The sequence below is a fragment of the Halorubrum salinum genome (assembly GCF_024494575.1).
Lineage (GTDB): Archaea > Halobacteriota > Halobacteria > Halobacteriales > Haloferacaceae > Halorubrum > Halorubrum salinum.
In genome coordinates, this window is record NZ_JANHDO010000003.1 from 66,063 (window position 1) to 91,886 (window position 25,824).

The following is a 25,824-nucleotide window of genomic DNA, read 5'->3' on the forward strand; positions in this document are numbered from 1 at the left end:
ATGAGCGAGAAAACCACCCAACAGACGCAGACCGCACAGCCAGACGCCGACCCCTCGCCCACCACGACGACCGGCGAGACCGTCGAGCAGACCCGCGACGAGTGGACCGACTACGAGTTCCGGGGAGAGACGAAGATAGCCGTCGAGGACCTCGATGTCCACTACGGCGACGATCATGCCCTGAAGGGCGTCTCGATGGAGATCCCCGAGAAGAGCGTCACCGCCCTGATTGGTCCCTCCGGCTGCGGGAAGTCGACGTATCTCCGGAGTCTCAACCGGATGAACGACCGGGTTAGCTCCGCCCGGATCGACGGCTCGGTGAGGCTCGACGGCCGAGAGATCTACCAGGACGGCGTCAACCTCGTGGAGCTCCGGAAGCGGGTCGGGATGGTGTTCCAGTCGCCGAACCCATTCCCCAAGACGATCCGCGAGAACATCGCCTACGGGCCGAAGAAGCACGGCGACCTCGAAACGGGCCTCCTCGCCCGCCTGCTGAACCGGAGCGACGCCGACGAGCGCGACGAGCTCGTCGAGCGGTGTCTCCGCGACGCCGCCCTCTGGGACGAGGTGAGTGACCGGCTCGACGACAACGCGCTCGGGCTCTCGGGCGGGCAACAGCAGCGGCTCTGTATCGCCCGCTGTCTCTCCGTCGACCCCGAGGTCATCCTGATGGACGAGCCGGCGTCCGCGCTCGATCCGATCGCCACCGCGAAGATCGAGGACCTGATCGACGACCTCGCGGAGGAGTACACGGTCGTCATCGTCACGCACAACATGCAGCAGGCGGCGCGCATCTCGGACCAGACCGCCGTGTTCCTCACCGGCGGCGAGCTGGTCGAGTACGGCGACACCGACCAGGTGTTCGAGAACCCGCACAGCGAGCGCGTCGAAGACTACATCACGGGGAAGTTCGGGTAACCGCATGCCACGGGAACGCTATCAGGAGTCGCTCGACGAGCTCCGGGCCGAGGTGCTCACGATGGGCGAGCTGGTGACCGAGCGGCTTGACGAGAGCCTCGACGCCGTCGAGGCCGGCGACCGGTCGCTGGCCCGGGCGGTCGCCGACGGCGACGACGAGATAAACGAGACGTACCTGCGGCTGGAGGACCGATGCGTCGACCTGTTCGCGCTCCAGCAGCCCGTCGCGAGCGATCTCCGGTTCGTCACCGCCTCGTTCAAGATCATCACCGACCTCGAGCGGATCGGTGACCTCGCGGTCAACCTCGCGAACTACTCGCGGGCCGAGAGCCGAGCGGCTCCGGAGGCGCCGGAGATCGACGCGATCGGCGAGGCTGCGAAGTCGCTGCTCGAACGGAGCCTCGCGGCGTACGAGTCGGAAGCCGCCGACGCGTGTCGGGCGATCGCGGCGGACGACGACGAGGTCGACGCGCTCTGTCAGCGCGCCAGCGAGGGTGTCACTCGAGAGCTGATAGCGCAGGGTGACGACGACTCGTGGACAGTCGAGCGACTGTTGGACGACGTCTCTCGGGTACTGTTGACGATCAGGGACTTAGAACGGGTCGCGGACCACGCCGTGAACATCGCGGCACGGACGCTGTACATGGTCGAAAGCGACCCGGAGCTGATATACTGACCATGGAAACGCGCAAGGTCCAGACGGTCGGAAACGGAACGTACACCGTCTCGCTCCCGAAGGAGTGGGCCGAGTCGCAGGGCGTCGATGCCGGCGACACTGTGACGCTCCACGAGCACATCGACGGGGTGCTCGCGGTACAGACGCGCGACCGGACCGATGACGGCGCGACGGTGGCAGTCCGGATCGAGGCCGGAGACGCGACGGCGATCGAACGTACGCTGCACGCGGCGTACACCGCCGGTGTGCGGGAAGTCATTCTCGAACGGGACAGATCGTTCTCCGCGGAGCGACGACGCGTCGTGGACCGCGTCGCACGGGGCCGGATCGGGATGTCCGTGACCGAAGAGTCGGACACAGACACGACCGTGCGCATGCTGTTGAACTCCGAGGAGGTCTCGGTCGGCCAGTCGGTCCGCCAGCTCGGGTTCGTCGTGCGCTCGATGCACCGCGACGCGGTCGAGGCCCTCGCGAGTGCAGACGCAGCGGGAGGGAAGTCGACGTTCGACTCCCGGGACGAGCAGGCCGATCGGCTGTCGGCGATGATCGAGCGATCCGTTACCCGCGGAACGGCCGATCTAGCCGAGGTCGACGCGCTCGGGACGAGCCGGTCGGAGCTTTTCGAGGCGTGGACCGCGATGCGCGAGCTGATACGCGTCCGCGAGGCCGCCGCGGAGATCTGTGCCGCCGCGGAGCGGTTGGACGCGCCGACGTCCGAGCCTCGGCTGGAGTCGTGTCGAGAGATTGGCCGCGCTGCTCGCGACATCGTGTCCGACGGCGTGAGCGTGGTCCTCGACGACGCCGGCGTCGGCGCCGCCCGGCGTGCGCTCGACGACCTCGACGGGACCCGCGAGCGGCTCGACGCGTTCGATCGGGACCTGGCGGGGGCCGACGCAGACGCCGCAGACGTCGCGGAGCTTCGATGCGTCTCGCGTCGGCTGCGGCGGACCGCGGAGTGTGGCGGCAACGTCGCGGAGGTCGGGATACGTCGCGCAATCCGGCGCGGGGAACCGATCTCCGGCCGGCGACCGGAGCAGCCGAGCAGGTAGCGTCGAGAGTGGGGACGGCCAAGCGCAACGCCTGTAAGCACGCGGAGAGAGGAGGTTCGTATGACCGTCTGTGACGCGCCGGGGAAGGTGTACCTCTTCGGCGAACACGCCGTGGTGTACGGCGAGCCGGCCGTCCCCGCGGCGATCGAACGCCGGGCGACCGTGAGCGCGGAGCTCCGCGACGACGACCACGTCCGCGTCGAGGCCGAGGACCTCTCTCTCGACGGGTTCACCGTGGAGTACGCCGGCGGGACCGACGATCGACCGGACGTCGACGTGCCCACCCCGCTCGTCGAGGCCGCTATGGGCTACGTCGACGCCGCGGTCCGTCAGGCCCGCGACGCGGCGAACGCGCCCGAGGCCGGGTTCGACATCACCGTCGAGAGCGACATCCCGCTCGGGGCCGGACTGGGTTCCTCCGCGGCCGTGGTCGTCGCCGGAATCGACGCGGCGACCCGCGCGCTCGGTGAACCGCTCGACCCACGGGAGCTGGCCGACAGGGCCTATCGCGCCGAACACGAGGTGCAGGACGGGCAGGCCTCCCGGGCCGACACGTTCTGTTCGACGATGGGCGGTGCGGTGCGAGTGGAAGGCGACGACTGCGACCCGATAGACGCACCCAACCTCCCGTTCGTCGTCGGTTTCGACGGCGGGGCGGGCGACACGGGTGAGCTCGTGGCCGGCGTCGGCCAGCTCAGGGACGAGTACGCGTTCGCCGCCGACACGGTCACCGCGATCGGCGACGTGGTCCGGACCGGCGAAGACCTGCTCGCCGACGCCGAGCCGGGCGAGGCTCCTTCGGCGGCCCTCCTCTCCGAACTCGGTGATCTGATGGACTTCAACCACGGCCTTCTGGCCGCCCTCGGCGTCTCCGCGCGCTCGCTCGACACGATGGTGTGGGCCGCTCGGGACGCGGGCGCACACGGCGCGAAGCTCACCGGTGCGGGCGGCGGCGGCTGTATCGTCGCACTCGACCCGAGCGACGAGACGGAGACCGCGCTCTCGTTCACGCAGGGCTGTGAGGAGACGTTTCGGGCGGCGCTCGCGACGGAGGGAGTCCGGGTGGTGGAGCCGTGACGGGCGATTCGGCGGTCCCGAACTCCGACGCGTCGACGTCGCCCGTCGTGCTCAAGCTCGGCGGGAGCCTGATCACGGAGAAAGGTCGTCCCGAAACCCTCGATACGGCCGCGCTCGACGCGGCCTGCGACGCGATCGCCGCGGCCCGCGACGCCGGATCCGTCTCCCGTCTCGTGGTCGTCCACGGCGGCGGTAGCTTCGGCCACCACCACGCGAGCGAGCACGGCGTCTCGACGACCGCCGGCACGAGCGACGTAACGGCGGTGATGGACGTCCACGGCGCGATGACGACGCTGAACCGACACGTCCTCTCTCGGCTTCACGACCGCGACGTGCCGGCCGTTCCGGTCCACCCCCTCTCGGTCTCTTCCCGCCCGGACGGCGCGGGCGGGGATCTGGACCTGCCGATCGGCTCGACGGCGACCCTGCTCGACGAGGAGTTCGTTCCCGTCCTCCACGGCGACGGCGTCGCGACCGCCGGCGCGGGCGTGACCGTCGTCTCGGGCGACGAACTGGTCGTCGAACTGGCCGACGCGCTCGGGGCGGAGCGCGTCGGCGTTTGTTCGACGGTCTCCGGGGTTCTCGACGCAGACGGCGACGTGATCGACGCGATCGACGCGTTCGATCCGGTCGCGGACGCGCTCGGCGCGAGTGACGAGACGGACGTCTCCGGCGGGATGGCGGGAAAGGTCCGCGAACTGCTCGCTCTCGACGCGCCGGCACAGGTGTTCGGTGCCGACGGACTCGCGGCGTTCCTGCGGGGCGAGGACGCCGGTACGCGGATCGACGGCGGGACGGGTCGGCCGTAGCTCCCGATATCGTCGCTGATACCTGGGGGAAACAGTATATGCCGCGGGACCGCGGACCCCTCGACAGCGCAGTGCGTGTTCTGTGTGACAGCGTCAATGACCGACCTACCGAACCGCGGACAGTCCTCGATCGTCGGATCCATTCTACTCCTCGGTCTCGTAGTCGTGGGTGCGACGCTCGTCGGTGGATACGGTCTCTACACGCTCACACAGGCTCCCGAGTCGTCCGAGCACTTCGTCGACTGCGAGATCGAGTACGTCGACGACGCGGTCGTGGTGACCCAGACCGGCGGTGATCCCGTCGACGAATCGGCCCTCGACGTGGTGTTCCGAAACGCCTCTGGCGAATCGCGTGTCGGTTTCGCCGTCGACGACGGAGACGGTGATACCACCTTCGAGACCGGCGAGTCCGCGAGGCTCGGACCGGTCGGATCCCAGACGGAGGTGCTGGTCGTCACCGAGCAGTCGGTGATCTGTCGGGCGACCGTGACACCGTCCGACGAGGACGAGACCGGTGACGAGGACGACGGGGGAGACGAAGACGAGACCGGCGACGAGGACGACGAGAGTGACGAAACCGGCGACGGCGGAGACGACGAGGACGACGGGGATGACGACAGCGACGACAGCGACGACGGCTATCCGTGGTGGTGGGAATGGCTGACCGGTGGTGGTGACGACGCCAGTGGTGACGACCGCGACGGCGATGCTGATGACAATGACGGCGAAGAAGACGACGGTGATGACGGGGACGGCGGCTGGTGGGATTGGCGGGGATGGTGGCCGTGATAGCGTCGCGTCTCGCCGACCGCCGAGCGGGACGGCGAGCCCGCGCTACGAATCGGTGATCCGGTCTGTCTTTCGAATGATACACACGTGGCCGCCGTCGGTCGTGTGGGTCAACGAGAGGGTCTCGCGGACGCGATGTCCCTCCGTCGTCTCGACCGTCGCCTCGCCGCTCCAGTGACCGTCGGCGGCCACGCGCGGCAAGACCGTGTCGGTGAAACGCTCGATCTCGCTTTCGGGGTAGAACTCCTCCCAGTGGGTGCCCACCAGCTCGGCGGCACCGACGCCGTACACTGACGCGTACGGCTCGTTGGCGAACAGGTACTCTCCCTCAGAGCCCAAGATTGCGATGGGTTCGCTCGCCGCCTCCAGCGCGGCGATGCTCCGATCGACGTGTTTCATCAGCCGGTGACGGTCGACGGTGTTACGTATCCGGTTGACGAGCACCTCGTACTGGTTCGTTCCGCCCCGCTTCTGCAGGTAGTCCGTGACCCCCGCAGAGATCGCTTCGCTCGCAACCTCTTCGCTTCCCTTTCCGGTGAAAAGCACGAACGGAAACTCGGGATCGCTCTCGCGCACGTCTTCGAGAAAACCGATTCCCGTCCCGTCGGGAAGGTCGTAATCGGAAACGACGGCGTCGAACGACCCCTCGTCGAACCGGCGGTTTGCGTCGGCGACCGTCCGCACCGACTCGTGGTCGAACCCCGAACCGAGGCGATCGAGATACGACGCGGTGAGGTCTGCGAACGCGGTGTCGTCTTCGACGTGGAGGACGTCTATCGCTTCGTCCGACCTCACTCGCTTGAGCATGTGTGAGCCTGTATCGAGCCGGACAATAAACGCTTGTCTCGAATTATCGGCCACCGTACCGAACCCTTATTCGACCCACCACCCTCCGTTCGGACATGAACGAAGCGGACGTGCGAGAGCGCCTTGCGACCGTGCAGGACCCCGATCTCGGCGACGACATCGTCTCTCTCGGCTTGGTGAACGACATCGACGTCGACGCCGAAGCGGCCGTCGTCCGCGTGTCGTTGGCGCTCGGTGCACCCTTCTCGCCACACGAGTCCGAGATCGCGGGCGACGTGCGAGACGCGCTCGCCGACGCGTCCTTCGAGGTCGAACTCTCCGCGTCGATTCCGGACGATCTCTCGACGGACGATCAGGTCCTCCCGGGCGTCCAGAACGTGATCGCGGTCGCCTCCGGGAAGGGCGGCGTCGGGAAGTCGACGATGGCCGTCAACATCGCCGCGGGACTCTCGGAGATCGGCGCGCGCGTCGGGCTCTTTGATGCCGACGTGTACGGACCGAACGTCCCGCGGATGGTCTCCGCCGAGGAGCGCCCGCAGACGGACGGAGAGACGATCGTCCCGCCCGAGAAGTTCGGCGTGAAACTGATGAGCATGGACTTTCTCACCGGCGAGGACGACCCCGTCATCTGGCGCGGCCCGATGGTCCACAAGATCATCACGCAGCTCGTCGAAGACGTCGAGTGGGGCGAACTCGACTACCTCGTGATGGACCTGCCGCCCGGCACCGGCGACACGCAACTCACCATCCTCCAGACGCTCCCGCTCACCGGGGCCGTGATCGTCACGACTCCACAGGAGGTCGCGCTCGACGACGCGGTGAAGGGGCTGCGGATGTTCGGCAAACACGACACGAACGTGCTCGGCGTCGCGGAGAACATGGCCGGCTTCAGGTGTCCCGACTGCGGCGGCTTCCACGAGATATTCGGCTCCGGCGGCGGGAAGGCCCTCGCGACCGAACACGACCTCCCGTTCCTCGGCGGCGTCCCCCTCGATCCCGCGGTCCGCACCGGCGGCGACGACGGCGATCCGGTCGTGCTCGACGACGGCGAAACCGCCGACGCGTTCAAACTGATAGTCGAGAACGTCGCGAACAACGCCGGGGTCGTCCGCCGCCGGAAGGCGTCCGAGAAGCGATGACCGGGGAAGACAATATCGACGGAGACGGACGGAACGACGATCCCGCAGATCCGCTCGACGCCGCGGGCGTCGATCCGGTCGTTCCCGAGGCCGCGGCGGCGGACGCGGCGTCCGACGAGTTCGCGGACGACGCCGAGGTCCGAGCGTTCCTCCGCACCGTCGCCGACGACGTCCGATCCGACAGTTCCGAGAGCAAACAGCTCTCGGCGATCCTCTATCGAGTGTCGGACCTGTACGACACCGACGAGCAGACGTCGCCCGAAGAGATTTACCTCAACGTCCGTCACATCATGCAGATCAAAGCGCAGGGCGGGATCGAGCGGTGAGCGCTTCGTTCCGTTCGCTTCACTCGCCTCTGTGAGTTCCTACTCTTCAGAGATATCACCGTCTGAAACAGCTGCTCGCTGAAGACTGCGAACCGACCACCAAGATAGTACGTCCCGCTGTCATTCGGAGGATTTCATTGTCAACCCAACGGACCGATACGCCCGATACAGACGAATTATCCAGAACCACGCGATACTGGACAGGGCCAAGAGAACCAGTATTTGGACAATGGACTCGGTCACTGTGTTCGTCAGTAATTGAACGATGAGGATCGCTGGATAGAGAGCTAAAAACAGAGCGAGAACCAACCCAACTCCCTTCAGATAGGTGAATGGATTTTGTTCCACTGTTGTAGATATTTCTATCTCGATTAAGTATCTTCGGTCGACGATCGCGTACTCTGTACCGGCCACGCGGGCTCAAAACGTACCGCCTGTTGAGGATTTCAACAGAGCCCTTCTCGCAGAACCCGTTGCACGCGCGGGACCGGATTCGAACCTCAGTCACTCCGCTTCACTCCGTTCCCTGCTTCGAATCCGCTCCTGCTCTCGCTCTGCCCTTGTGCTCCGTCGCTCAGTGCGCGGGACCGGATTCGAACCGGCGGACCCCTACGGGATAGCGTCCTAAGCGCTACGCCTTTGGCCTGGCTCGGCAACCCGCGCGCGAGCTATCGTACCCGGGTGGCCCAAAAATAGCTGTCGCTCCGGACTCGGGGCCGCCGATCAGCGGTTCGCGTCGAACGGCAGCCTATCCACCAGCACGTCGACGTCGATCCGATCGAGAATCCGCTCGGCGACCAACACCGCCGCGATCCCGAGTCCGACCCCGAAGACGGTGTCAGAGAGGTAGTGCGTGCCGAGGTAGATCCGCGAGAACGCGATCAGCGCCGCGAGCGCGGCCGTGGCCGCGAACGGCAGCTCCTCGGAGGTGCGAGCCACCATCGCGTACGCGGTCACGGCGGCCGCGTGACCCGACGGGAACGAGCTCGTCGTGCCCGAGGACCCCTCGGTCACGCAGACCGGATTCGACGGGAACGGACGCTCGACGACCGACATCAGTCCCCAGACCACGACGCCGAGCATCGACAGCGCCACCACGCTCGTGCGGAACTCCTCGCGCCACCCGGCGAGGTGGAACAGTCCGACGAGCACGACGCCCGCCGTGACCGACCCGAGGCCCGTCATCGACGTCATCGCCTCCGTGAGCGCCGGCGTCCGTATCGCGGTGACGAACTCGGCGGCGCGCAGGTCGATCCACCGAACGTAGCTCAGCAGGTCGTTCACGGACAGAACTCGCAGTCGCAGTACGTCTCACATACCGGGTTCGCGCAGTCGGCGTCGCGGGCCGAACAGCGCTCTCGACCGTGGCGGATCAACAGCACGTGAAGCGGGTAGATCAGGTCGTCGGGAACCAGCTCGTCGAGCCGGTCGTGGGCGGCCGAGTTCGAGGCCGATTCGGGAATCAGCCCGAACCGCTTCGAGACGCGCTCGACGTGGGTGTCGACCGCCATCGTCGGCTTGCCGAAGTGGAAGTTCAACACGACGCTCGCGGTCTTCGGTCCGACCCCCTTGATCTCTGTCAACCACGCCTTCGCCTCCTCGGTCTCCATGGCGTCGAGAAACGCCAGCGAGTACGCACCGCCCGTCTCCTCGCGGACCGCGGCCAGCGCTCGCTGGATGCGAGCTGCCTTCTGGTCGGCGAGGCCGGCGACGCGGATCGTCTCGGCCAGCTCGTCGTGATCCGCCGCCTCGATCGCGGCGAAGTCCGTGTAGCGGTCGAAAAGCGCCGCAGACGCGCGGGTCGTGTTCTCGTCAGCGACGTTCTGTGAGAGGATCGTCGTCACCAGCTGTCTGACTCCTTCGCCGGGATCCGCGGTCGGGTCCGCGCCGTGTTCGGCCTCTCGATCGACGGGCTCGTACTGGTCCACGAGGTCGTCGTGGAGCGCGCGAACCCGTGATTCCGTCCACGCTTGCGTCGGCATAGGGTTCTTACGAACGGGGTCGACTTGAGCGCGGCGGCCACGCGGGCACTTATGTACCTCACGCCGCGTACTCCGGGTATGTATCGCGCGAGCGAGCGCGTCGACAACGCGGCCTGGATCGACCGGCTCGACGACGCCTGTACGACCCTCGAACTCGACGAGGAAGCGCTCTCGACCGCGACCGACCTCTTCCTCTCCAGAGCGCCCGACGACGAGCGAGGGAAACGCGTCACAGCCGCCGGCAGTCTCTACGCCGCCGCGCTGATCCGCGGTCAGGAGCGTTCGCAGTCCGCCGTCGCCGACGCGATGGACGTCTCGCGGCTCTCGGTTCAGAAGCGCTGGAAACCGATCCTGAAGGACGCCGGCTTCACGCCGCCGACGTGGTGAGCTACTTCGGCGTCGCGACGACGCCGAGGTGGTCCTCGTGGAACCGGTCGAGCCGCCGCGTCTCCAGTACGTCGTAGGCGTCACGGAGCCGATCCAGTGCCTCGCTGAAGACCTCGTCGGGTGCGGCGGTCACGTCCTCGCTGCGCGCTTTGATCGCGAGCAGTAGCCGCCCGTCGTCCGCGAGGAACTGCGCGTTGCGAACTGCGACCGTCGCCTGCCCTCGGGTCGCCACGTCCTGTACGATCACGTCCACGTCGGCCTCCACGACGTGCGCGTACGTCTGCGGCTTCCGGGCGTCCTTGAGGAGCGGGAACAGCCGGTCGCGGGGCTCTGCGGCGTCGAGGAGGTCGCGCACCGGTCGCGGCGCGAACTCGACGGCGTAGGTCGGTCCCGCGAAGTCCGCGACGTGGCTAACCGTCGTCCCGCTCGCGGCGCCGAGATAGAGGACGGTCTCGCCGCCGCAGAGCCCGGTGTCGAAGCCGAGTTCGAGCATGCCGCCGAGCTTCGACCGTCGGGGGTCCCAGGCCCGCCAGCCGCCGGCGGTCGGCTCGCCGTACACCGGCTCGCCGCGGGTCGCGAGCCGGTTCTCGCCGTCCATCTCGCGGCGCTCGACCCCGTCCGGGAGCGTCGGTTCGGTCATCGGCTCCCCTCCGACTCGTCTCCGTCGGTCGCCCCTTCGGAGCCGTCCCCTCCGTTCGGACCGTCGGCGCGCCCGCGGATCGTCGCCATCCGCTCGCGGAGGTCGTCGTGGAGCGTCTCGCGGCGCTCGCCCGCGTAGTGGTCCGCCCGAGCCGCGAGCGTCAGTTTCCCCGCGAGCGCTCGCGCGGCCGACCCGCGGTCTTCGGGTCGCGTGCCGCGGACGTACTCGTGGGTGTAGATGATGCCGTGTTTCGGGGACGGGGCGCGCCCGGAGAGGTGCGCGAACAGCGCGTCCTCGGCACCGAGCACCTGCACGGTGCCCGACGGCTTTTTCGCCAGCGACTCCAGTCCCCCCGCGAGCGCGATCAGCCGCGCCGCGAGCTCCGGTCCGGCCATCTCCGCGAGGTTCGGCGCGACCGCCGGCGCGACCCGCTCGATCGTCGCCGCGATCGCGTCGCGCTCGTCGCTCACGTCGGCCGCGCGCGCCGCGAGCGAGACCGCTCGCTCTTCTATCTCTCCGGTCGGCTCGCGCTCGGCAACCTCGCGTGCGCCCTCGATCCCGGGCTCCACGTCGTCGAACAGGCTGCCAGCCCACTCGATCGCGCGTTCGGCCAGCTCGTTCGCGGTGCGCTCGCAGTCGTCCATCGCCCGAACGCCGTGTATCAACTGCTGATCGTCCGCTCGCTCTCGCTCTTCGACGGCCTCGCGCGTGGCGTGGAGGGTGGCATCGTGAAGGGCGTCGTAGTACGCCGACTCGTCTTCTGCGAAGCCGGAGTCGACGGCGCGGGCGGGCCAGTCTTCCGGCCCGTCTGCGTCGCCGCTATCGATAGCGTTCCGCGCCGCGTCGCGGTCGTCGGGCGGTCCGGTCTCGAACCAGCCCGCCCCCGCCGTGTCGTTGCTCATACTCCGAACCCTGCGGCCGAAATCGTATATGCGTCCCGGTGTGGCGGCCGGAGCGCGTTCGCTGCCCGGATAAACGAGGGTGTCAGGTCAGGTTCCCGCCGACGCTCTTTCGAGACGACACGCCCTCAGCACACCCGCCTCAGACCGACGCGAGGAAGTTCGCGATGAGGTCGTGGCCAGACGGGGTGAGCACGCTCTCCGGGTGGAACTGCACCGCCTCGATCGGGTGCTCGCGGTGTCGGACGCCCATCACGATGGACTCACCGTCGTGATCGGTCGTCGCGGTCACCTCGAAGACGTCCGGCACCTCGACCGCGGCGAGCGAGTGGTACCGCCCGGCGCGGAACTCCTGATCGAGTCCTTCGAAGACGCCCTCGCCGTCGTGGTCGACGGGGAACGCCTTCCCGTGGATCGGTTCCGGCGCGTGTCCCACCACGCCACCGTACTCGTAGACGGCGGCTTCGAGGCCGAGACAGACGCCGAGCGTGGGTACCGTGGGAGACAGCTCCCGCAGAACCTCCGCAGTGACGCCCACGTCGCGTTCGTTCTTCGGGTGGCCGGGACCGGGGCTGATGAGGATCGCGTCGGGCTCTGCTCCCTCGACGTCGGCGAGCGACGCGGTGTTTTTGAACACCTCGATCTCGATCGCTTCGTCGTCGTCGGGTTGGTCGGAGACGTACTCGACGAGGTTGTAGGTGAACGAGTCGAAGTTGTCGATCACGACGACCTTCATTCGTCGACCTCCGTGCCGGGGGCGAGCGGGTCGATCTCGGGCGAGTCGCCCTCCCGAATGCGGTCGATCGCGGCCAACACGCCGTCCATCTTCTGTTCGGTCTCCTCGTACTCGGCGGTTGGATCGGAGTCGGCCACGAGTCCCGCGCCGGCCCGGACGGTCACGACCGATTCCTCGCCCGCGTCCTCCAGCGTCGCCGTCCGGATCACGATCGCGAAGTCGGCGTCACCGCTCCACGCGTAGTACCCGACGCCGCCGCCGTACGCCTCGCGGGGAGTCGTTTCGAGCTCCTCTATGATCTCCATCGCCCGCACCTTCGGCGCGCCCGTGAGCGTGCCGGCGGGAAACGTCGCGCGCGTCGCGTCGAAGGCGTCCGCGTCGTCCGCGAGGGTGCCCGTCACCGTCGACTCGATGTGCTGGACGTGGCTGTACTTCAGCACGTTCATGAACTCCTCGACGCGGACCGAGCCGGGCTCCGAGACGCGGCGCACGTCGTTGCGCGCGAGGTCGACCAACATCGTGTGTTCCGCGCGCTCTTTCGCGTCCGCGAGCATCTCGCCCGCGAGTCGGCGGTCCTCGACGGGGCTCGTCCCGCGCGGACAGGTGCCGGCGATCGGATTCGAGACGACGCGGTCGCCCCGGACCGACACCAGCGTCTCGGGGCTCGCGCCGACGATGCTGCGGTCGTCGTGGCGCAGCACGTACATGTACGGCGAGGGGTTCACCTCGCGCAGCGCCGCGTACAGCCCCAGCGAATCGACCTCGCCGCGAAGCTCGCGGCTCCGCGAGATGACGCCCTGGTAGATGTCGCCGTCGAGGACGTGCTGTTTCGCCGTTCTGACGGCCGCCTCGTAGTCGGCCTGCGCGCCGGCCGACTCGGACTCGACGCGAACGCCGTCGGGGTCGGGCTGAGACGCCGCCCGCAGTTCGTCGGCGACGCGCTCGGCCTCGGCGACGAGGTCGTCGTACACCGCCTCCGGGTCGTCGTCCCCGCCGACCACGGGCGTGAAGACGAGTTCGACCGTCCCCTCCACCTCGTCGAAGACGACCGTCCGGGTCGTGAGCGCGAACTCGGCGTCCGGGAACTCGGTCTCGGGGCGGTCGACGCCGACCTCGTCCAACCAGAGGTCGTAGACGGCCTCGTACGCGAGGAAGCCGACGAACCCCCCGGAGAGTATCTGCCGGTCGGTGTCGGGAAAGCCGCGGAGGCGCACGTCCGGAAACGCCGCCCGGATCCGGTCGATCGCGTCTCCCTCGGCGGGGCCGAGGTCGGTCGCTCCCGCCGCGGCGGTCCCGCCGCCGCCCGTTTCGCCGTCGACATCTCCGCCGTCCGCGCCTCCGACGAACGACGCGGCCGGTCCGAGCTCGGTCACTTCGGTTCGGTCGGGGTGGACGGAGACGATGGCCTCCGGGTCGTAGCCGACGAACGAGTAGCGGGCGTGTTTGTCCGCCTTTCCGCCCGCGGTGAACGCGCCGTCGGGGTCGCTCGACGCGACCTTCTCGCCGGATTCGAGCAAGAACCCGTACGGGCTGTCGCCGACCAGCGTCGCGTACGCCGCGAGCGGCGTGACGTCCGCGTCGAGCGACGCGGCGACGCGCACGACGACCGGTCCCTCGGCGTCGGCGTCGCTCGCGAGGTCGACGAACGTCTCCCTGTCGGTGTCGAGAGGCGTCGAGTCGCTCATGCTAGCTCCATCTCCCGACCCGCGTTCGCGACGAAGCGGGCGACCGCGTTGTGGTCCTTCCGGCCGCCCTCCAGTTCGACGCCGGAGGCCACGTCGACAGCGAACGGGTCGGCGGCTCGGATCGCTTCCGCGACGGTGTCGGGCGTCAGCCCGCCCGCGAGGACGACGGGCGAGGTGAGCCGGTCGGCGAGTTCTCCGGCGCGCGTCCAGTCGTGCGTCTCGCCGGTTCCGCCCGCGCCCGACTCGTCCGTCGAATCGAGCACGAGCGCGTCGGCGACCGCGTCGAGTTCCTCCGCGCGCCCCGGCTCCGCGGCGTCGACGGCGAGGAGCACCTTCCGCTGGGTCTCCGCGCGGATGTACCGGATCTCGTCGGGCGTCCACTCGCCGTGGATCTGAACCGCGTCGGGACCGATCGTCCGGACGAGTTCGACGACGCGTTCGGCGGAGTCCGGCATCGTGACGAGCGTCGCCGTCACGAACGGCGGCACGTCCGCGAGGAGGTCTGCCGCCGCGGCGGGCTCCACCTCTCGGGGGGAGTCGACGGGCACCTCGGTGATGACGCCGACCGCGTCGGCTCCGGCGTCGATCGCCGCCCGGAGGTCGGCGTCGCGGGCGAGCCCGCAGACCTTCACCCGAGCCATCAGTCGTCCTCCGAGGCCGGAGACGCCGTATCCCCGCTGGCCCCGTCCGTCGCCGAATCGTCGCCACAGAGCGCCGCGAACTTCGTCGCGGCCCCGCCGGAGTCGATCGCGTCGGCGGCGCGCTCGCCGCCGGCGTCGAGCGACTCGGCCTCGCCCGCGACGTAGATCGCCGCGCCGGCGTTCGCGAGCACGAGGTCCCGTTTCGGCCCCGTCACCGTTCCCTCGACGATCCCGCGGAGGTCCGCGGCGTTCTCCTCGGGCGTCCCGCCCGCGACCGCCTCGATCGGGGCGCGTTCGAGTCCGAGGTCGGCGGGCTCGATCGTGAACTCCCGCACGTCCTCGCCGTCGACCTCGGCGGCGACCGTCTCGCCGTGGATGCCGATCTCGTCCATGCCGTCGCCGTGGACGACGAGCGCACGCTCGACCGGCATGTGCGCGAGCGATCGGGCGATCGTCCCGACCAGGTCGGGGTCGTAGACGCCGAGCACCTGCGCTTCGGCACCGGCGGGGTTCGTCAGGGGGCCCAGCACGTTGAATATCGTCCGCATGCCGAGCTCCTTCCGCGGGCCGATGACGGCCTTCATCGCCGGGTGGAACACGGGCGCGAGCATGAACCCGATCCCGTCTCGCTCGATTGCGGCTTCGACCGCGGGCGGTTCGGCCTCGATGTCGGCCCCCGCGACCTCCAGCACGTCCGCGCTCCCTGAGGACGACGACACCGAGTAGTTGCCGTGCTTGGCGATCGGAACGCCGGCGCCCGCGGCGACGATAGCCGCCGTCGTCGAGACGTTGATCGTGTTGTAGTCGTCCCCGCCGGTCCCGCAGGTGTCGACGAGCGGTGCTCGATCGGGGTCGATCGTCCGCGCGGCGTCGCGCATACCCTGTGCGAAGCCGGCGATCTCGGCCTCCGTTTCCCCCTTCGCTCGAAGCGCAGCCAGAAGGGCACCGATCTGCGCCTCCGTCGCCTCCTCGAAGACGAGGCTCGCGGCCTCTCGCGCCTGTTCGACCGTCAGGTCTTCTCCCTCGGTCACGCGTTCGACCGTCTCGTTGAGATTCATCGTGTTCACCAATGTAGTATTCCGCGTTGTGATGTACAAGTATGTACACTAATTTAACGCTGTCGCCGCCGCTGTCCGTGCGTCGATGTCGCAAGCACGGCCGCCGGGGCCAACCGGTCAGTCGCCGACGATCGGTGTCGGCCCGTCCGCCTCGACGACGACGACCGGGACCGCCGCCTCGTCGACCACGGCGTCGGTCGTCGAGCCGAACACGAACCGCCCGACCGTTCCCGTCGTCGTCTCGCCGACGACGACGAGGTCGTAGTACGGCGACTGCTCGACTATCGCGTCCGCCGCCCGCTGGTCTTCGACCAGCCACCGGTCGACGCGCTCGAAGTCGTCGACGCGGTCGCACGCGGCCGAGAGCAAGTCGTCACCGGTCGTCGGACCGTCACCGGTTGCCGGGTCGTCGTCGCTCGTCGTCGTGTCGGTCGTCGCTTCGCCGGCGGTGTCGGCCGCGGGGTCAGCGTCCCGAGGGACGGACTCGTCGCTCTCCGACGTCGGTGCGTCCTCGGGGACGACGTGGAACAGGTCGAGCCACGCGTCGGCCGCTTCGGCGACCGACCGGGCGAAGTCGACCGTCGCGCCCGAGTGCGGTCCCGGACCGACCGCGACGAGGATCGAGGCGACTCTGTCCCCTCGATTGAACCGATCTACCCCCTCGATCCGGGCGTGCGTCGCGGTCGGGGTCACCTCGGCCGCCTCCCTGACGGCTCGTTCGACGATCGGTTCGCCGGGGTCCGGGGTCGCACCGGCCGCTTCGACGGCCGCGTCGTCCGCGGCTCCGCCGTCGGCGTCGCGCCCGTTCATGCGCGGGACGTCTGACGCGCGTCGGATAAATCCCGGCGGTCCGCCGGCTCGTCACTCGCGGAAGAACGCCTCGTCCTCGAACGGCTCTTCCTCGCCTTCGACGGCCACGACGTCGAGCGCGGTGACGTCGGCACCGACGCCCAAGAGTCCGGAGAGGCTCGGCTCCGTCCGCCCCTCGTCTCCCGATATCAGCTCCTTGATGTAGAGCCCGCCGGCCCCGTGGATCTCCACGGTCGCGTGTCGCGGGTCGTCGAGGTCCGCGCTCGCCTCGTACACGTCGCGCTCGCGGGTGAGCCCCGCCCGCCGGTGGTCGACCCGGTTCGGCGTGTACTGCTCGACCGTCGTCCCCTCCAGACTCTCGACCGCGTCCGCGAGGGCGTCGGCGTCGACGTCGGCGTCGAAGGCGACCTGCGCCCGGTAGCGCTTCGAGGCGTCGTGTTCCTTCACGCGCTCGACCATGTCGTACGTCGCGAGCGTGAGCCCCTCGACCTCGACGGCCCCGTCGGCGAACGCGTTGATGTCCGACTGGAGCCGATCGGTGTCGACGCGCCGGCGACGCGGCTCCTCCACCTCGATCACGAACGGCCGGCCCGTCCCGAGCATGAGCGCGTCGACGTCCTCGCGGCCCGCGCCGTGGAACGTCGCCTCCGTCCCGTCCATCACGTCCTCGACGACCAGTGCCGTGTACTCCTCCACGCTGTCGTCGTAGAGGTATCCCGAGCCGCCGCAGTGGTCACACGGGTCCGCGCCCTGCCGGCCGGAGCCGCTACACTCTCGACACGGCCACTCGGTCTGCGGGATGTCGCGCTCCAGCTTCCGGTACCGACCGTAGACGAACGTCGAGTTCACCTTCGCGTCGACCGCGTCCTCGGCCAGATCGATCGTGAACTGCACGTCGGGGCGGTCGAAGGAGACCTCCGTGTCCGTGAGGCGACCCACGCGCTTGCCGACCTCGCGGTTGAACTCCGATTTGAACGGCTCGCCCGCGTCGGCGTCGAGGCCGGCCTCCTCGCGGAGCAGCGCCTCGTTCTCCTCGATCAGCGGCGGCGTCCGCGTCCCGACGTTGTACGTCTCGAACTCGGCGTCGCCGACCGCGTCGGCCGCGCGTTCGGCCCACGCGTCGAACTCCCCGCACCGACCTTCACAGACCCAGCAGTCGACCGTCTCGACCGGCTCGTAGTCCTCGTCGTCGCGCAGCGCCAGCGCGGTGCGCAGCGCGGACCCCCGCTCGGCGTTCGATAACCCGAAGCTCCGCTCAGCGACGAGCCGGCCGAGGCAGGCGTCACAGACCGGGCCGGTCTCGGCCGCTCGCGCCGCGACGTCGAGTACGTCCATACGAACTCCAGCGTCCCACCCGATAACTGTCTTACGGGACTTCGATCGGCTGACGGCTCGGACGACGCGCCCGCGACAGCACCACTCTCGGGACGATGGGGGCCGACAGTGTGGAAGTTAAGAGGCTCGCCGTCGTGGTGGCGGCTGTGACCGCGCCGTCGACGCGCACCGAGACGGTCGAACTCGGCGTGGAGCTTCTCGCACACCTCGAACGCGAGGAGCTGACGCTCCCGGAGGCGATCGACCGGATCGAGACGGTGACCACGAGCCCCGCGCTCACCCGAGAGATCCTCGACACCGCCGAGAAACGCGGCGTCATCGACCGCGACGGTGCCCGCCTCCGCGTCGAGCGCGGCGGCACCCACGTGAACTACGAGACGCAGGTGGTGACCCGGGAGGGCTCCTTCGAGTGTCGCCGCTGCGGCTCGGGGCTCACCACCGGCCACTTCGTGCGCTTGGACGCCGGCGAACTCGGGCCGTTCGGCTCCTCGTGCATCCGGAAGGTGACCGGGCGTGAGGAGTCGGCTGACGAGTAGTGAGGGATCGGCTGACGAGCAGTGATCTGACGACGGGTCGGAAAAAGCGCGTTCGGGTCACGCCGCGTCGAGAGCGTGTCTTCCCGACTACGACGGCGACATCTGGATGTTGAGGCTCTTCTGGACGAGCTGGGTGAACGCCATCGAACACAGGAAATACCAGAGGATCCACATCTGGATCGGGCCGACGATCCCCGTGTCCCACGTGACGGTGCCGGCGATCGGGACGATCATCTCCTGCGCGGCGACCGCCGGGTACGCGGCGTCCGAGCCGCGGTAGCCGATCACCCAGAACATCCAGAGGAACGCCGGGATCGTGAGGAACATGATCCACACCATCGGGCGGAACTGCTCTTTGAACATGCCGAGCTGGTCGCCCATCGCGTCCATCTGCTCCTCTTGGATGGCGTCGAGTTCGGCCTGGTCGTCGCGCTCTTTCGCGTCCTTGCGCCGCTCCTGGATCTCTTTCATCCGGTCTTGGTACGCGCTCATCTTCTCCATATCCATGAGCCCCGCGCGCAACAGCGTGGAGTACAGGCCGGTCGCGAGCGCGATCACCATCACCACGACGTAGAACGGGACGATGTTCAGGAGCGGACCGAGCACGACGTCGATCGCGCCGGCGATCGCGTTCCGGACCGGGTTGACCGCGTAGCCGACGAAGGCACCGATCGTCGCGACGCCAGCGATCTTGTCCCACTTCGTCCACGACGTCGTCTCCGGCGTCTCGGCGTCGCCGCCGGACGCGCCGTCGCCGCCGTCGTCTTCGAGCCCCGATTCGATGGCGTCCGGGTCGGCCAGCGCGAACCCGGTCTCGCCGTCGACGAGGATCTCCTTTTCGATGAGCCGACCCCACTGTCCGCTCGTGATCTCGTCGCGGACGTCGATCCACTGGACCTCGCCGTCGGTGGCGCGGTCGAGGACGACCTCGATCGCGTCCCGCATCTCGCTGTCCCCGCTGACGAGCGAGCGGACTCTCCGTTCGACCTTGCTCATTACCGGCCGGTTAGCGGCCGACTGTTAAGAACCTTGTAGGATCGGCGGCGGCCGTCTCGACGATCTCGCGCGGTCATCGCGGCGATCTCGCGCGGCCGTCGCTACTCGTCGAGCACGTCGCGGATTCGGTCGAAGACCTCGTCCGGGGCCGCCTCGCCGTCGACCTCGACGAGGTCGCCCTCGTCGCGGAAGTGCTCGATGACGGGCTCGGTGTTCTCGTAGAAGACGCCCAGCCGCTCGCGGGCGGTCTCCTCGGTGTCGTCGTCGCGCTGGATCAGGTCGCCGCCGCACTCGTCGCAGACGCCCGGCTCTTCCGGCGGCTGGAAGTCGACGTGGAAGTTCGCGCCGCAGTCGTCACAGACCCGGCGACCGGTGAGCCGATCGACGAGCACCTCGTCGTCGACGTCGAGGAGGATGACGGCGTCGAGATCCGTGATCTCGGAGAGGTACTCGGCCTGATCGAGGTTGCGCGGGTAGCCGTCGAGGACGAACCCGTCGGCGTCGGCGAGCGCGGCCTCGACGATCTCGTTGACGACCGGATCGGGGACGAGTTCGCCGGCCTCCATGAACGAGCGCGGCGTGCCGTACTCCGTCTCCATGTCCTTGTTCGCGCGGAGCGCGTCGCCCGTCGTGACGTGCTCGACGCCGTACTCGTCGGCGAGCTTCGCGCTCTGCGTCCCCTTTCCGGCACCCGGTGCACCCAGCAGAAGGATTCGGTGACTCATACCGGGGCGCTCGCTCGCCTGACGTAAAAGCGTTGAAGATCCCGCCTCGGTCCCGCCGGCGAGGAGTTCACTCCGCGTCGTCGGTCAGCCGAAGCCCCATCTCGAGTTCGAAGCTCTCGGCGTTCGAGGTCTCGAAGCCGATCTTTTTGTACAGCGAGACGGCGGCGCGGTTCCACCGCTCGACGGTGAGCCACACCTTCCCGACGCCGACCGCCTGCCCGTGCCCGAGCAGTCCTCGGATGAGGTAGGTACCGATCCCGGCGCGCTGGTACGTCTGATGGACGAAGATAGCGAGTTCGTAGGCGTCTTCGTCGGGAACGAGCGTCGCGTGGCCGGCCACCTCGTCGTCACACCACGCGATGACGTTGTAACAGTCGTCACCGAGGATCGCGTCGAGCCACTCGCGGATGCGAGACTCGCCGCTCGGGGGGATCCCCTGCGCGCGGTCGGCGGGGTCGAACGAGTCGTACATCTCGACGAGCGCCTCGTCTTCCTCGTCCGTCCCCTCGTACGGGCGTATCTCGATAGTCCGTCCCTCCCGATCGGTGAACGAACTCGGGGGGGCGGGGAAGTCGTCTGCCACCGCGTCCGGATACGTTCGATCGGTCATCGGACCAGCGTGACTGACGTCTTGGCGTTCAACAAGACGAACTCGGCGATCGACCCGAGCGTGATCTTCCCCATCGGGCTCGTGTGACCGCCGCCGAGAACGATCTCGTCGAACCCCTCGGTCTCGGCGAGCTCGACGAGACGACTCCCCGGGTCGCCTTCGACACGGCGGACCTCGGCGTCGACGCCGGCCTCGGAGACGGCGTTTTCGACGCGCGTGACGACCTCCTCTACCGTCGGATCGGCGTCTTCGTTGTCGACCACGACGACGGTGAGATCGTCGCCGGCGATCGCCGCGCGATCGACGGTCCGATCGAGCGCCCGGAACGAATCGTCGCTGCCACCGATCCCGCAGAGCACCTTCATAGGTCCACGTCCAGTCCCCGATACAAAAATCGTTCTCCGAGAGGCGAGCGCGGTCGTCGGATCGACCCGTGGAGAGAGATCCTCGGGCAACGCGGCACAGCGCGGAAAATCCACCGACAACCCTTTTGTTCAGGGTGGGGTTGTTATTGATATGAACGACCCGACCGATCCGTCGCCCGAGGTTACTGGCGACGGATCGGACCCCCCCGAGACGTCGAACGCGGATCCCCCTGCGGATGCGGAGACGGACGGGCCGACCGGCGAGACCGACGCGGAAGCGCCCGCCGGAGACGATCCGGGTCATGAGGGCGCGGGAGACGAGAGGGGAGACGGCAACGCGGACGGCGACGAGGTTCCCCCGGACGTCCGAAAGTACGAGCGGTTCAAGAAGATGGACGGAGCCCGGTACGAGCGCGTCAACGAGTTCCTCCGCGATCGGACGTACATCACCGCCCGCGAGTGGGCGATCGCCCGGCTGTGTGCCGACTTCCGGACCGAAACCGGCGTCGAGATGACGAAGATCGGCGAGAACCTTCCCGAACTCGTCCCGTTCATGACGGACACCTACACGCCGCAGGCGGTCAATCAGGCGCGGTACTCCTTCGAGCAGAAGGTGACGAAGGCGGGGGCGACGTTCCTCTACGGCGCGATGTCGGGGTTCTTCACCGCGGAGGACGTAGACGAGATGATGTACGAAGTCACGGAGGTCGCGAAGTTCCTCCTCGAAGTCGAGGACGTGGACCTCGCGGTCGCGGACGAACTCGACGCCGAAGACCGGATCAGCGAGGTGATGCGCGAGGTCCGGGCCTCCTCCGCCGACCTCCGCGGCGAGGAAGTCCGCTGCCCCGAGTGCGGGCACGTCCACGAACCGAGCGAAGAGTGACCATGGACCGATTTCCGGATGCGCTCGACGGACTCCCGGACCCGGTCGTCATCGTCGACACCGACGGAACGATTCAGGCCGGAAACGACCGGACAACCGACGTTCTCGGGTACCGTCCCGACGAACTCGAAGGGACCGCGATCGAATCCCTGATCTTCGATCCCGACGAGGGGTCGGCCGGCGACACGCTCCACCGATACGTCACGGACCCCGAGCCGCGGTCGATGTCTGCCAGCCTCGACCTCTGTGCCCGTCGCGACGACGACACCGTCATCCCCGTGACGCTCAGCCTCGGCCCATTCGAGCAGGACGGCCAGACGTTCCTCGTAGTCACCATCGTCGACGTGAGAGCGGAGAAGGCCGAGCGCGCGGCGCTCCACCGCCGGACCGAAATTCTCGAAGCGCTCCACACGGCGACACAGGACCTTCTGAAGACGACCGACAGGGAGGTCGCGGCGCAGGCCGCCATCACGTACGTCGAGGAGACGCTGGGGCACTCGATCGCCGGACTCTGGCTCTACGACGAGCCGGAAAACGTCCTCGAACCGATCGTCTGGACCGATCCCGCGGACGAACTCATCGGCGATCACCCGACGTTCGACGCCGACGAGCGGAGCATCACGTGGGAGGCGTTCGACTCCGGCGATCCGATATACGTCCCCGACACTCACGCCGACCCCGACCGGTACAACCTGAGTTCCCCGATCCGAAGCGAACTCGTGCTTCCCCTCGGGCGGTACGGCGTCATCAACATCGGCGCGACGGAGGCCGACGCGTTCGGCGAGTCGGCGCTCGCGGTCGCTCGCCTCTGGGCTGCGACCGTGACGATGGTGTTCGTTCGCATCGAACGGGAACAGCAGCTCCGAGAGCGCGAGGCGGAGGTCGCTCGCGAGCGAGACCGGCTGGAGGAGTTCGCCAGTCTGGTGTCACACGACCTCCGAAACCCGCTCAACGTCGCCCGCGGTAACCTCGCGTTGATCACCGACCGACTCGACTCGGAACACACGGACCAGCCCGAACTCGACGCGGTCATTCGATCGCTCGACCGGATGGAGGCGCTCGTCGAGGACATGCTGACGCTCGCTCGACAGGGCGCTGCGATAGACGACCTCGAATGGGTCTCTCTCGAATCGGCCGCCGCGGAGGCGTGGGGCGGCGTCGACACCGCCGACGCCGAACTCACCGTGGCGAGCGACTGTCGCCTGCGCGCCGATCGGAGCCGACTCAGACAGGCGTTAGAGAACCTGTTCGCGAACGCGGTCGAACACGTCGGCGAGTCGGTCCGCGTCACCGTCGGGCGCCTCGACGACCGCGGCGGGTTCTACGTCGCCGACGACGGCCCGGGCATACCCTCGGACCGCCGCGAGGAGGTGTTCGAAGCCGGCGTGTCGACGGAACCCGACGGCACGGGATTCGGCCTGAAGATCGTCGACGAGGTGACGCAGGCCCACGGTTGGACCGTGACCATCGCCGCCGGCGAGGACGGCGGAACCAGATTCGAGTTCCGCGACGTCGATACCGCCGACGTCGTCGCGGCCGACAACTGACTCGGCCGGACCGTCGAGCGAGGCCTGCTCGCCACGCGGTCACGCCGACGGTGGTCTGACCGACGCGCTCGCCGCGCGGTGATCAGTCGTCGGCGCTCGCCTCTCCGCCGGTCGCGCCGCGGTCCGCGTCGCGGTCCGGCACCGTCCCGTCGTCGTTCCAGCCGCGGAGGGCGTAGTACTCGGAGAGGGCGGCCTCGAATCCCGCGATCTCGTCCGCGTACGGGAGCGTGTCGTCGTCGCGGTCGAAGCCGCGGGCGTTGTTGAACGCGCGCTCTCGTTCGACGACGCGCGCGCCGAGCGCCTGGAGGTCCGCGTAGTCGGCGTCGAGGAGCGCCGCGAGCTGGTCGTCCGTGACGATCCCGCGCGAGAACTTGCAGACGATCGCCGAGTCGAGCACGGCGTTTCGGTTCTCCTTTTCGACGAGCTTCGGCGGCTTCCCCTCGAGCCCCGTCGGATCGAGCGCCTCGTCGGGGTCGACGAGCGGGTACTCGTACGGATAAAACTCGCCGTACATGTGGTCTGCGCCGCGGTTCGCGGTCGCGAACGCGAGCCCCTGCCCGTTGAGGTGTCTCCCGTCGTGCCCGGAGAAGGAGAGCCCCTTGACCGTCCAGTCGGCGGCTCCGAACTCCTCGTGGGCGCGGTGGACCCCCTCGGCGAGCTTGTCACCGACTCCTTCCCGATAGGCGATCTGTTCGACGATCGACCGGACCAACTCGGCGTTGCCGAACTCGTCCTCGCTCTCTAAGAACATCGAGACGACGTCGCCACACGAGATTGTGTCCATCCCGAGCTCGTCACAGAGCTCGTTCGCGCGCATCACGTCGACGATGTCGTCGACGCCGGCGTTCGAGCCGAACGCCATCACGGTCTCGAACTCGGGTCCCTCGGTCTCGACGCCGGCCTCCTCGTCGCGGGTCGGGAGCTTGCAGGCGAACGCGCACTGCGAACACGTTCCCTTCTTGTGTTTTTTCTCCTCGACGCGGTCGCCGGAGATCCCCTCCACGCCGTCGAACGAGCTTTCGGAGAAGTAGTACGACGGGAGCGCGCCGACCTCGTTCGCGAGTTCCGTCACGCTCGCGGTGCCCTGCCGCTTCATGATCGAGTCCGACGTGGCGGCGTCGCGGTGGACCGTAGCGGCGTCGTCGGGCCAGTCGAGGTCGACGTCGGCCGCCGCGTCGCCGTCGAACGTGAGCGCCTTCACGCCCTTCGAACCGAGGACGGCCCCGAGCCCGCCCCGGCCGAACGCACGGGTGTCGGAGGTCATGATCGACGCGAACCGGACGCCGTTCTCTCCCGCCGGCCCGATGCAGGCGACGTGTTCGGCCGAGAGGCCGTGGCTCTCGGCGAACCGGTCCGAGACGGCCGACACCTCGGCCTGTTCGAGGTCGGACGCCGGCTCGAACGTCACGTCGGGCTCGCCGTCGCCGCCGATCTCGCGCACGTGGACCGCGAGCAGCTCGTCGCTCTCTCCGACGATCTCGACGGCGGCGTAGCCGGCACCGGTGACGTTCCGCGAGAGGAACCCGCCGGCGTTCGACGAACAGAGTCCGTTCGTGAGCGGTGAGAGCGCCGTGGCGGCCATCCTCCCGGTGAAGGAGGTCGAGGAGTGCTGCATCGGTCCCGTCGAGAGGTACAGCCTGTTCGCGGGACCGAGCGGGTCGGCGTCGAACGGGATTCGGTCGTACGCGAGCGACGTGTTGAGCCCGCGCCCACCGACGAACTCGGAGAGTCGGTCGTCGATCGAGGTCGTCGTGGCCGTCCGCTCGGACATATCGACCGTGAGGAGCGGCCCCTGCGCGTGTCTCATGGGCGTCCCTGAGCGCCTCCGGGGATAAATCTCCGGGTGGCGGGCGGATCGGCGCTGTGATCCCGGCGCGTCACCGCTCGATCTCGTGGTGCGTCACCGCGCCGGCCCCGATCGGCGCGTCGGTGTCGAGCGTCGCCCCTCTGAAGGCGTCGTCTGCCCCGTCGACGGGGATCGGGAGCCCGCCGGGGTTCACGCGGACCGTCTCGTCCCGCTCTTCGACGCCGTGTGCGTGGGTGTGGCCGTGGAGGACGTAGTCGTAGTCGCCGCAGTCGACGAGGGCGTCCACCACGACGCCGCTCGTGCCGTGGGTGACCGCGACGTCGACGGTCCCGAACGAGATCACTCCGGCCTCGCCGAGATACGTGCCGAACGACTCGACGGTGGACTGGACCGCCCACTCGCCGTCGTTGTTCCCCCGAACGGCGTAGAAGTCGAACCCGGCGTCGAACGGCGTCACCGAAAACGGCGCGACGAAGTCGCCGCAGTGGACGACGGCGTCGGCGTCAAGCCGGTCGAACAGCGAGACGGCCGCCTCCACGGCGGCGAGGTCGTCGTGGGTATCCGAGACGATACCAATACGCATGGATAGGCC

Annotated in this window: 29 protein-coding genes and 1 tRNA gene; 12 read left to right on the forward strand and 18 right to left on the reverse strand. The window is 68.5% G+C overall.

Features of this window, described 5'->3' with window-relative positions:
- The 6 genes from pstB (at nt 1) to NO930_RS08990 (ending at nt 5,318) form a co-directional block, all read left to right on the forward strand.
- A complete protein-coding gene (gene pstB / locus NO930_RS08965) occupies nt 1-918 on the forward strand; it encodes a phosphate ABC transporter ATP-binding protein PstB (RefSeq protein ID WP_256403205.1) in 918 nt (305 codons plus the stop codon).
- Nucleotides 919-922: 4 nt separating this feature from the next.
- Nucleotides 923-1,594 (forward strand): phosphate signaling complex protein PhoU, encoded by a 672-nt coding sequence (gene phoU, locus NO930_RS08970; protein WP_256403206.1) that lies wholly within the window; start codon nt 923-925, stop codon nt 1,592-1,594.
- Between the two features lie 2 nt (nt 1,595-1,596).
- On the forward strand, nt 1,597-2,643 hold the full coding sequence (locus NO930_RS08975; RefSeq protein WP_256403207.1) for an AbrB/MazE/SpoVT family DNA-binding domain-containing protein: 1,047 nt from the start codon (nt 1,597-1,599) through the stop codon (nt 2,641-2,643).
- A gap of 60 nt (nt 2,644-2,703) precedes the next feature.
- The gene (gene mvk, locus NO930_RS08980) at nt 2,704-3,720 is read left to right on the forward strand and encodes a mevalonate kinase (protein ID WP_256403208.1); all 1,017 of its coding nucleotides are present in this window, start codon (nt 2,704-2,706) and stop codon (nt 3,718-3,720) included.
- Nucleotides 3,717-4,529, forward strand: a complete 813-nt coding sequence (locus NO930_RS08985; protein WP_256403209.1) for an isopentenyl phosphate kinase — start codon at nt 3,717-3,719, stop codon at nt 4,527-4,529. The genes mvk and NO930_RS08985 overlap by 4 nt, the downstream gene beginning before the upstream one ends.
- A gap of 96 nt (nt 4,530-4,625) precedes the next feature.
- Nucleotides 4,626-5,318 carry a type IV pilin domain-containing protein gene (locus tag NO930_RS08990; RefSeq protein ID WP_256403210.1) on the forward strand — a complete coding sequence of 231 codons (693 nt, stop codon included), beginning with the start codon at nt 4,626-4,628 and terminating at the stop codon, nt 5,316-5,318.
- A gap of 45 nt (nt 5,319-5,363) precedes the next feature.
- On the opposite strand, the gene NO930_RS08995 is transcribed toward NO930_RS08990, so the two are convergent.
- On the reverse strand, nt 5,364-6,125 hold the full coding sequence (locus NO930_RS08995; protein ID WP_137783949.1) for a response regulator: 762 nt from the start codon (nt 6,123-6,125) through the stop codon (nt 5,364-5,366).
- A 95-nt stretch (nt 6,126-6,220) separates the two neighbouring features.
- Here NO930_RS08995 and NO930_RS09000 point away from each other — a divergent pair, with 95 nt between their 5' ends.
- Both NO930_RS09000 and NO930_RS09005 read left to right on the forward strand, forming a co-directional pair.
- The gene (locus NO930_RS09000) at nt 6,221-7,264 is read left to right on the forward strand and encodes an Mrp/NBP35 family ATP-binding protein (protein WP_137783948.1); all 1,044 of its coding nucleotides are present in this window, start codon (nt 6,221-6,223) and stop codon (nt 7,262-7,264) included.
- Nucleotides 7,261-7,590: a DUF7976 family protein gene (locus NO930_RS09005; RefSeq protein ID WP_137783947.1), complete on the forward strand. Its 330-nt coding sequence runs from the start codon at nt 7,261-7,263 to the stop codon at nt 7,588-7,590. Before NO930_RS09000 ends, NO930_RS09005 begins: the two co-directional genes overlap by 4 nt.
- Before the next feature lie 578 nt (nt 7,591-8,168).
- On the opposite strand, the gene NO930_RS09010 is transcribed toward NO930_RS09005, so the two are convergent.
- From NO930_RS09010 to NO930_RS09020, 3 genes are all read right to left on the reverse strand, one after another.
- Nucleotides 8,169-8,253, reverse strand: a tRNA-Leu gene (locus NO930_RS09010).
- 60 nt (nt 8,254-8,313) lie between these two features.
- Nucleotides 8,314-8,874: a phosphatase PAP2 family protein gene (locus tag NO930_RS09015; RefSeq protein WP_256403211.1), complete on the reverse strand. Its 561-nt coding sequence runs from the start codon at nt 8,872-8,874 to the stop codon at nt 8,314-8,316.
- Nucleotides 8,871-9,572: an endonuclease III domain-containing protein gene (locus NO930_RS09020; protein WP_137783657.1), complete on the reverse strand. Its 702-nt coding sequence runs from the start codon at nt 9,570-9,572 to the stop codon at nt 8,871-8,873. The genes NO930_RS09015 and NO930_RS09020 overlap by 4 nt, the downstream gene beginning before the upstream one ends.
- Before the next feature lie 78 nt (nt 9,573-9,650).
- On the opposite strand from NO930_RS09020, the gene NO930_RS09025 reads away from it, so the two are divergent.
- Nucleotides 9,651-9,959 carry a cyclin family protein gene (locus NO930_RS09025; protein WP_137783658.1) on the forward strand — a complete coding sequence of 103 codons (309 nt, stop codon included), beginning with the start codon at nt 9,651-9,653 and terminating at the stop codon, nt 9,957-9,959.
- Nucleotide 9,960: 1 nt separating this feature from the next.
- On the opposite strand, the gene NO930_RS09030 is transcribed toward NO930_RS09025, so the two are convergent.
- The 8 genes from NO930_RS09030 to NO930_RS09065 form a co-directional block, all read right to left on the reverse strand.
- Nucleotides 9,961-10,599, reverse strand: coding sequence for a fibrillarin-like rRNA/tRNA 2'-O-methyltransferase (locus NO930_RS09030; RefSeq protein ID WP_137783659.1), 639 nt, complete (start codon nt 10,597-10,599; stop codon nt 9,961-9,963).
- Nucleotides 10,596-11,501: an NOP5/NOP56 family protein gene (locus NO930_RS09035; RefSeq protein ID WP_137783660.1), complete on the reverse strand. Its 906-nt coding sequence runs from the start codon at nt 11,499-11,501 to the stop codon at nt 10,596-10,598. The genes NO930_RS09030 and NO930_RS09035 overlap by 4 nt, the downstream gene beginning before the upstream one ends.
- Nucleotides 11,502-11,640: 139 nt before the next feature.
- A complete protein-coding gene (gene trpG, locus NO930_RS09040) occupies nt 11,641-12,234 on the reverse strand; it encodes an anthranilate synthase component II (protein ID WP_137783661.1) in 594 nt (197 codons plus the stop codon).
- Nucleotides 12,231-13,919: an anthranilate synthase component I gene (gene trpE, locus NO930_RS09045; protein WP_256403212.1), complete on the reverse strand. Its 1,689-nt coding sequence runs from the start codon at nt 13,917-13,919 to the stop codon at nt 12,231-12,233. The genes trpG and trpE overlap by 4 nt, the downstream gene beginning before the upstream one ends.
- Nucleotides 13,916-14,560: a phosphoribosylanthranilate isomerase gene (locus NO930_RS09050; RefSeq protein ID WP_256403213.1), complete on the reverse strand. Its 645-nt coding sequence runs from the start codon at nt 14,558-14,560 to the stop codon at nt 13,916-13,918. The genes trpE and NO930_RS09050 overlap by 4 nt, the downstream gene beginning before the upstream one ends.
- Complete coding sequence (trpD, locus tag NO930_RS09055) at nt 14,560-15,618, reverse strand: anthranilate phosphoribosyltransferase (protein ID WP_256403457.1); 1,059 nt, start codon at nt 15,616-15,618, stop codon at nt 14,560-14,562. The genes NO930_RS09050 and trpD overlap by 1 nt, the downstream gene beginning before the upstream one ends.
- Nucleotides 15,619-15,735: 117 nt before the next feature.
- Nucleotides 15,736-16,428, reverse strand: coding sequence for a universal stress protein (locus NO930_RS09060; RefSeq protein ID WP_256403214.1), 693 nt, complete (start codon nt 16,426-16,428; stop codon nt 15,736-15,738).
- Nucleotides 16,429-16,479: 51 nt separating this feature from the next.
- Nucleotides 16,480-17,763, reverse strand: coding sequence for a tRNA pseudouridine(54/55) synthase Pus10 (locus NO930_RS09065; RefSeq protein WP_256403215.1), 1,284 nt, complete (start codon nt 17,761-17,763; stop codon nt 16,480-16,482).
- A gap of 146 nt (nt 17,764-17,909) precedes the next feature.
- On the opposite strand from NO930_RS09065, the gene NO930_RS09070 reads away from it, so the two are divergent.
- The gene (locus NO930_RS09070) at nt 17,910-18,299 is read left to right on the forward strand and encodes a DUF5830 family protein (RefSeq protein WP_256403458.1); all 390 of its coding nucleotides are present in this window, start codon (nt 17,910-17,912) and stop codon (nt 18,297-18,299) included.
- Nucleotides 18,300-18,386: 87 nt separating this feature from the next.
- On the opposite strand, the gene NO930_RS09075 is transcribed toward NO930_RS09070, so the two are convergent.
- The 4 genes from NO930_RS09075 to NO930_RS09090 form a co-directional block, all read right to left on the reverse strand.
- The gene (locus tag NO930_RS09075; RefSeq protein WP_256403216.1) at nt 18,387-19,295 is read right to left on the reverse strand and encodes a DUF106 domain-containing protein; all 909 of its coding nucleotides are present in this window, start codon (nt 19,293-19,295) and stop codon (nt 18,387-18,389) included.
- Nucleotides 19,296-19,396: 101 nt separating this feature from the next.
- Nucleotides 19,397-20,020: an adenylate kinase gene (locus NO930_RS09080; protein ID WP_256403217.1), complete on the reverse strand. Its 624-nt coding sequence runs from the start codon at nt 20,018-20,020 to the stop codon at nt 19,397-19,399.
- Nucleotides 20,021-20,087: 67 nt separating this feature from the next.
- Complete coding sequence (locus tag NO930_RS09085) at nt 20,088-20,630, reverse strand: GNAT family N-acetyltransferase (protein ID WP_137784435.1); 543 nt, start codon at nt 20,628-20,630, stop codon at nt 20,088-20,090.
- Nucleotides 20,627-20,995: a universal stress protein gene (locus tag NO930_RS09090; protein WP_137784434.1), complete on the reverse strand. Its 369-nt coding sequence runs from the start codon at nt 20,993-20,995 to the stop codon at nt 20,627-20,629. The genes NO930_RS09085 and NO930_RS09090 overlap by 4 nt, the downstream gene beginning before the upstream one ends.
- A 151-nt stretch (nt 20,996-21,146) precedes the next feature.
- Between NO930_RS09090 and NO930_RS09095 the strand changes: the two genes are divergently transcribed.
- Both NO930_RS09095 and NO930_RS09100 read left to right on the forward strand, forming a co-directional pair.
- Nucleotides 21,147-21,878, forward strand: a complete 732-nt coding sequence (locus NO930_RS09095; RefSeq protein WP_256403218.1) for a DUF5806 family protein — start codon at nt 21,147-21,149, stop codon at nt 21,876-21,878.
- Between the two features lie 2 nt (nt 21,879-21,880).
- Complete coding sequence (locus tag NO930_RS09100; RefSeq protein ID WP_256403219.1) at nt 21,881-23,425, forward strand: GAF domain-containing sensor histidine kinase; 1,545 nt, start codon at nt 21,881-21,883, stop codon at nt 23,423-23,425.
- Between the two features lie 82 nt (nt 23,426-23,507).
- Here NO930_RS09100 and NO930_RS09105 read toward each other — a convergent pair whose 3' ends face one another.
- The gene (locus NO930_RS09105) at nt 23,508-25,232 is read right to left on the reverse strand and encodes an aldehyde ferredoxin oxidoreductase family protein (RefSeq protein ID WP_256403220.1); all 1,725 of its coding nucleotides are present in this window, start codon (nt 25,230-25,232) and stop codon (nt 23,508-23,510) included.
- A gap of 70 nt (nt 25,233-25,302) precedes the next feature.
- Nucleotides 25,303-25,815 (reverse strand): metallophosphoesterase, encoded by a 513-nt coding sequence (locus NO930_RS09110; RefSeq protein ID WP_256403221.1) that lies wholly within the window; start codon nt 25,813-25,815, stop codon nt 25,303-25,305.
- Nucleotides 25,816-25,824: the final 9 nt, after the last annotated feature.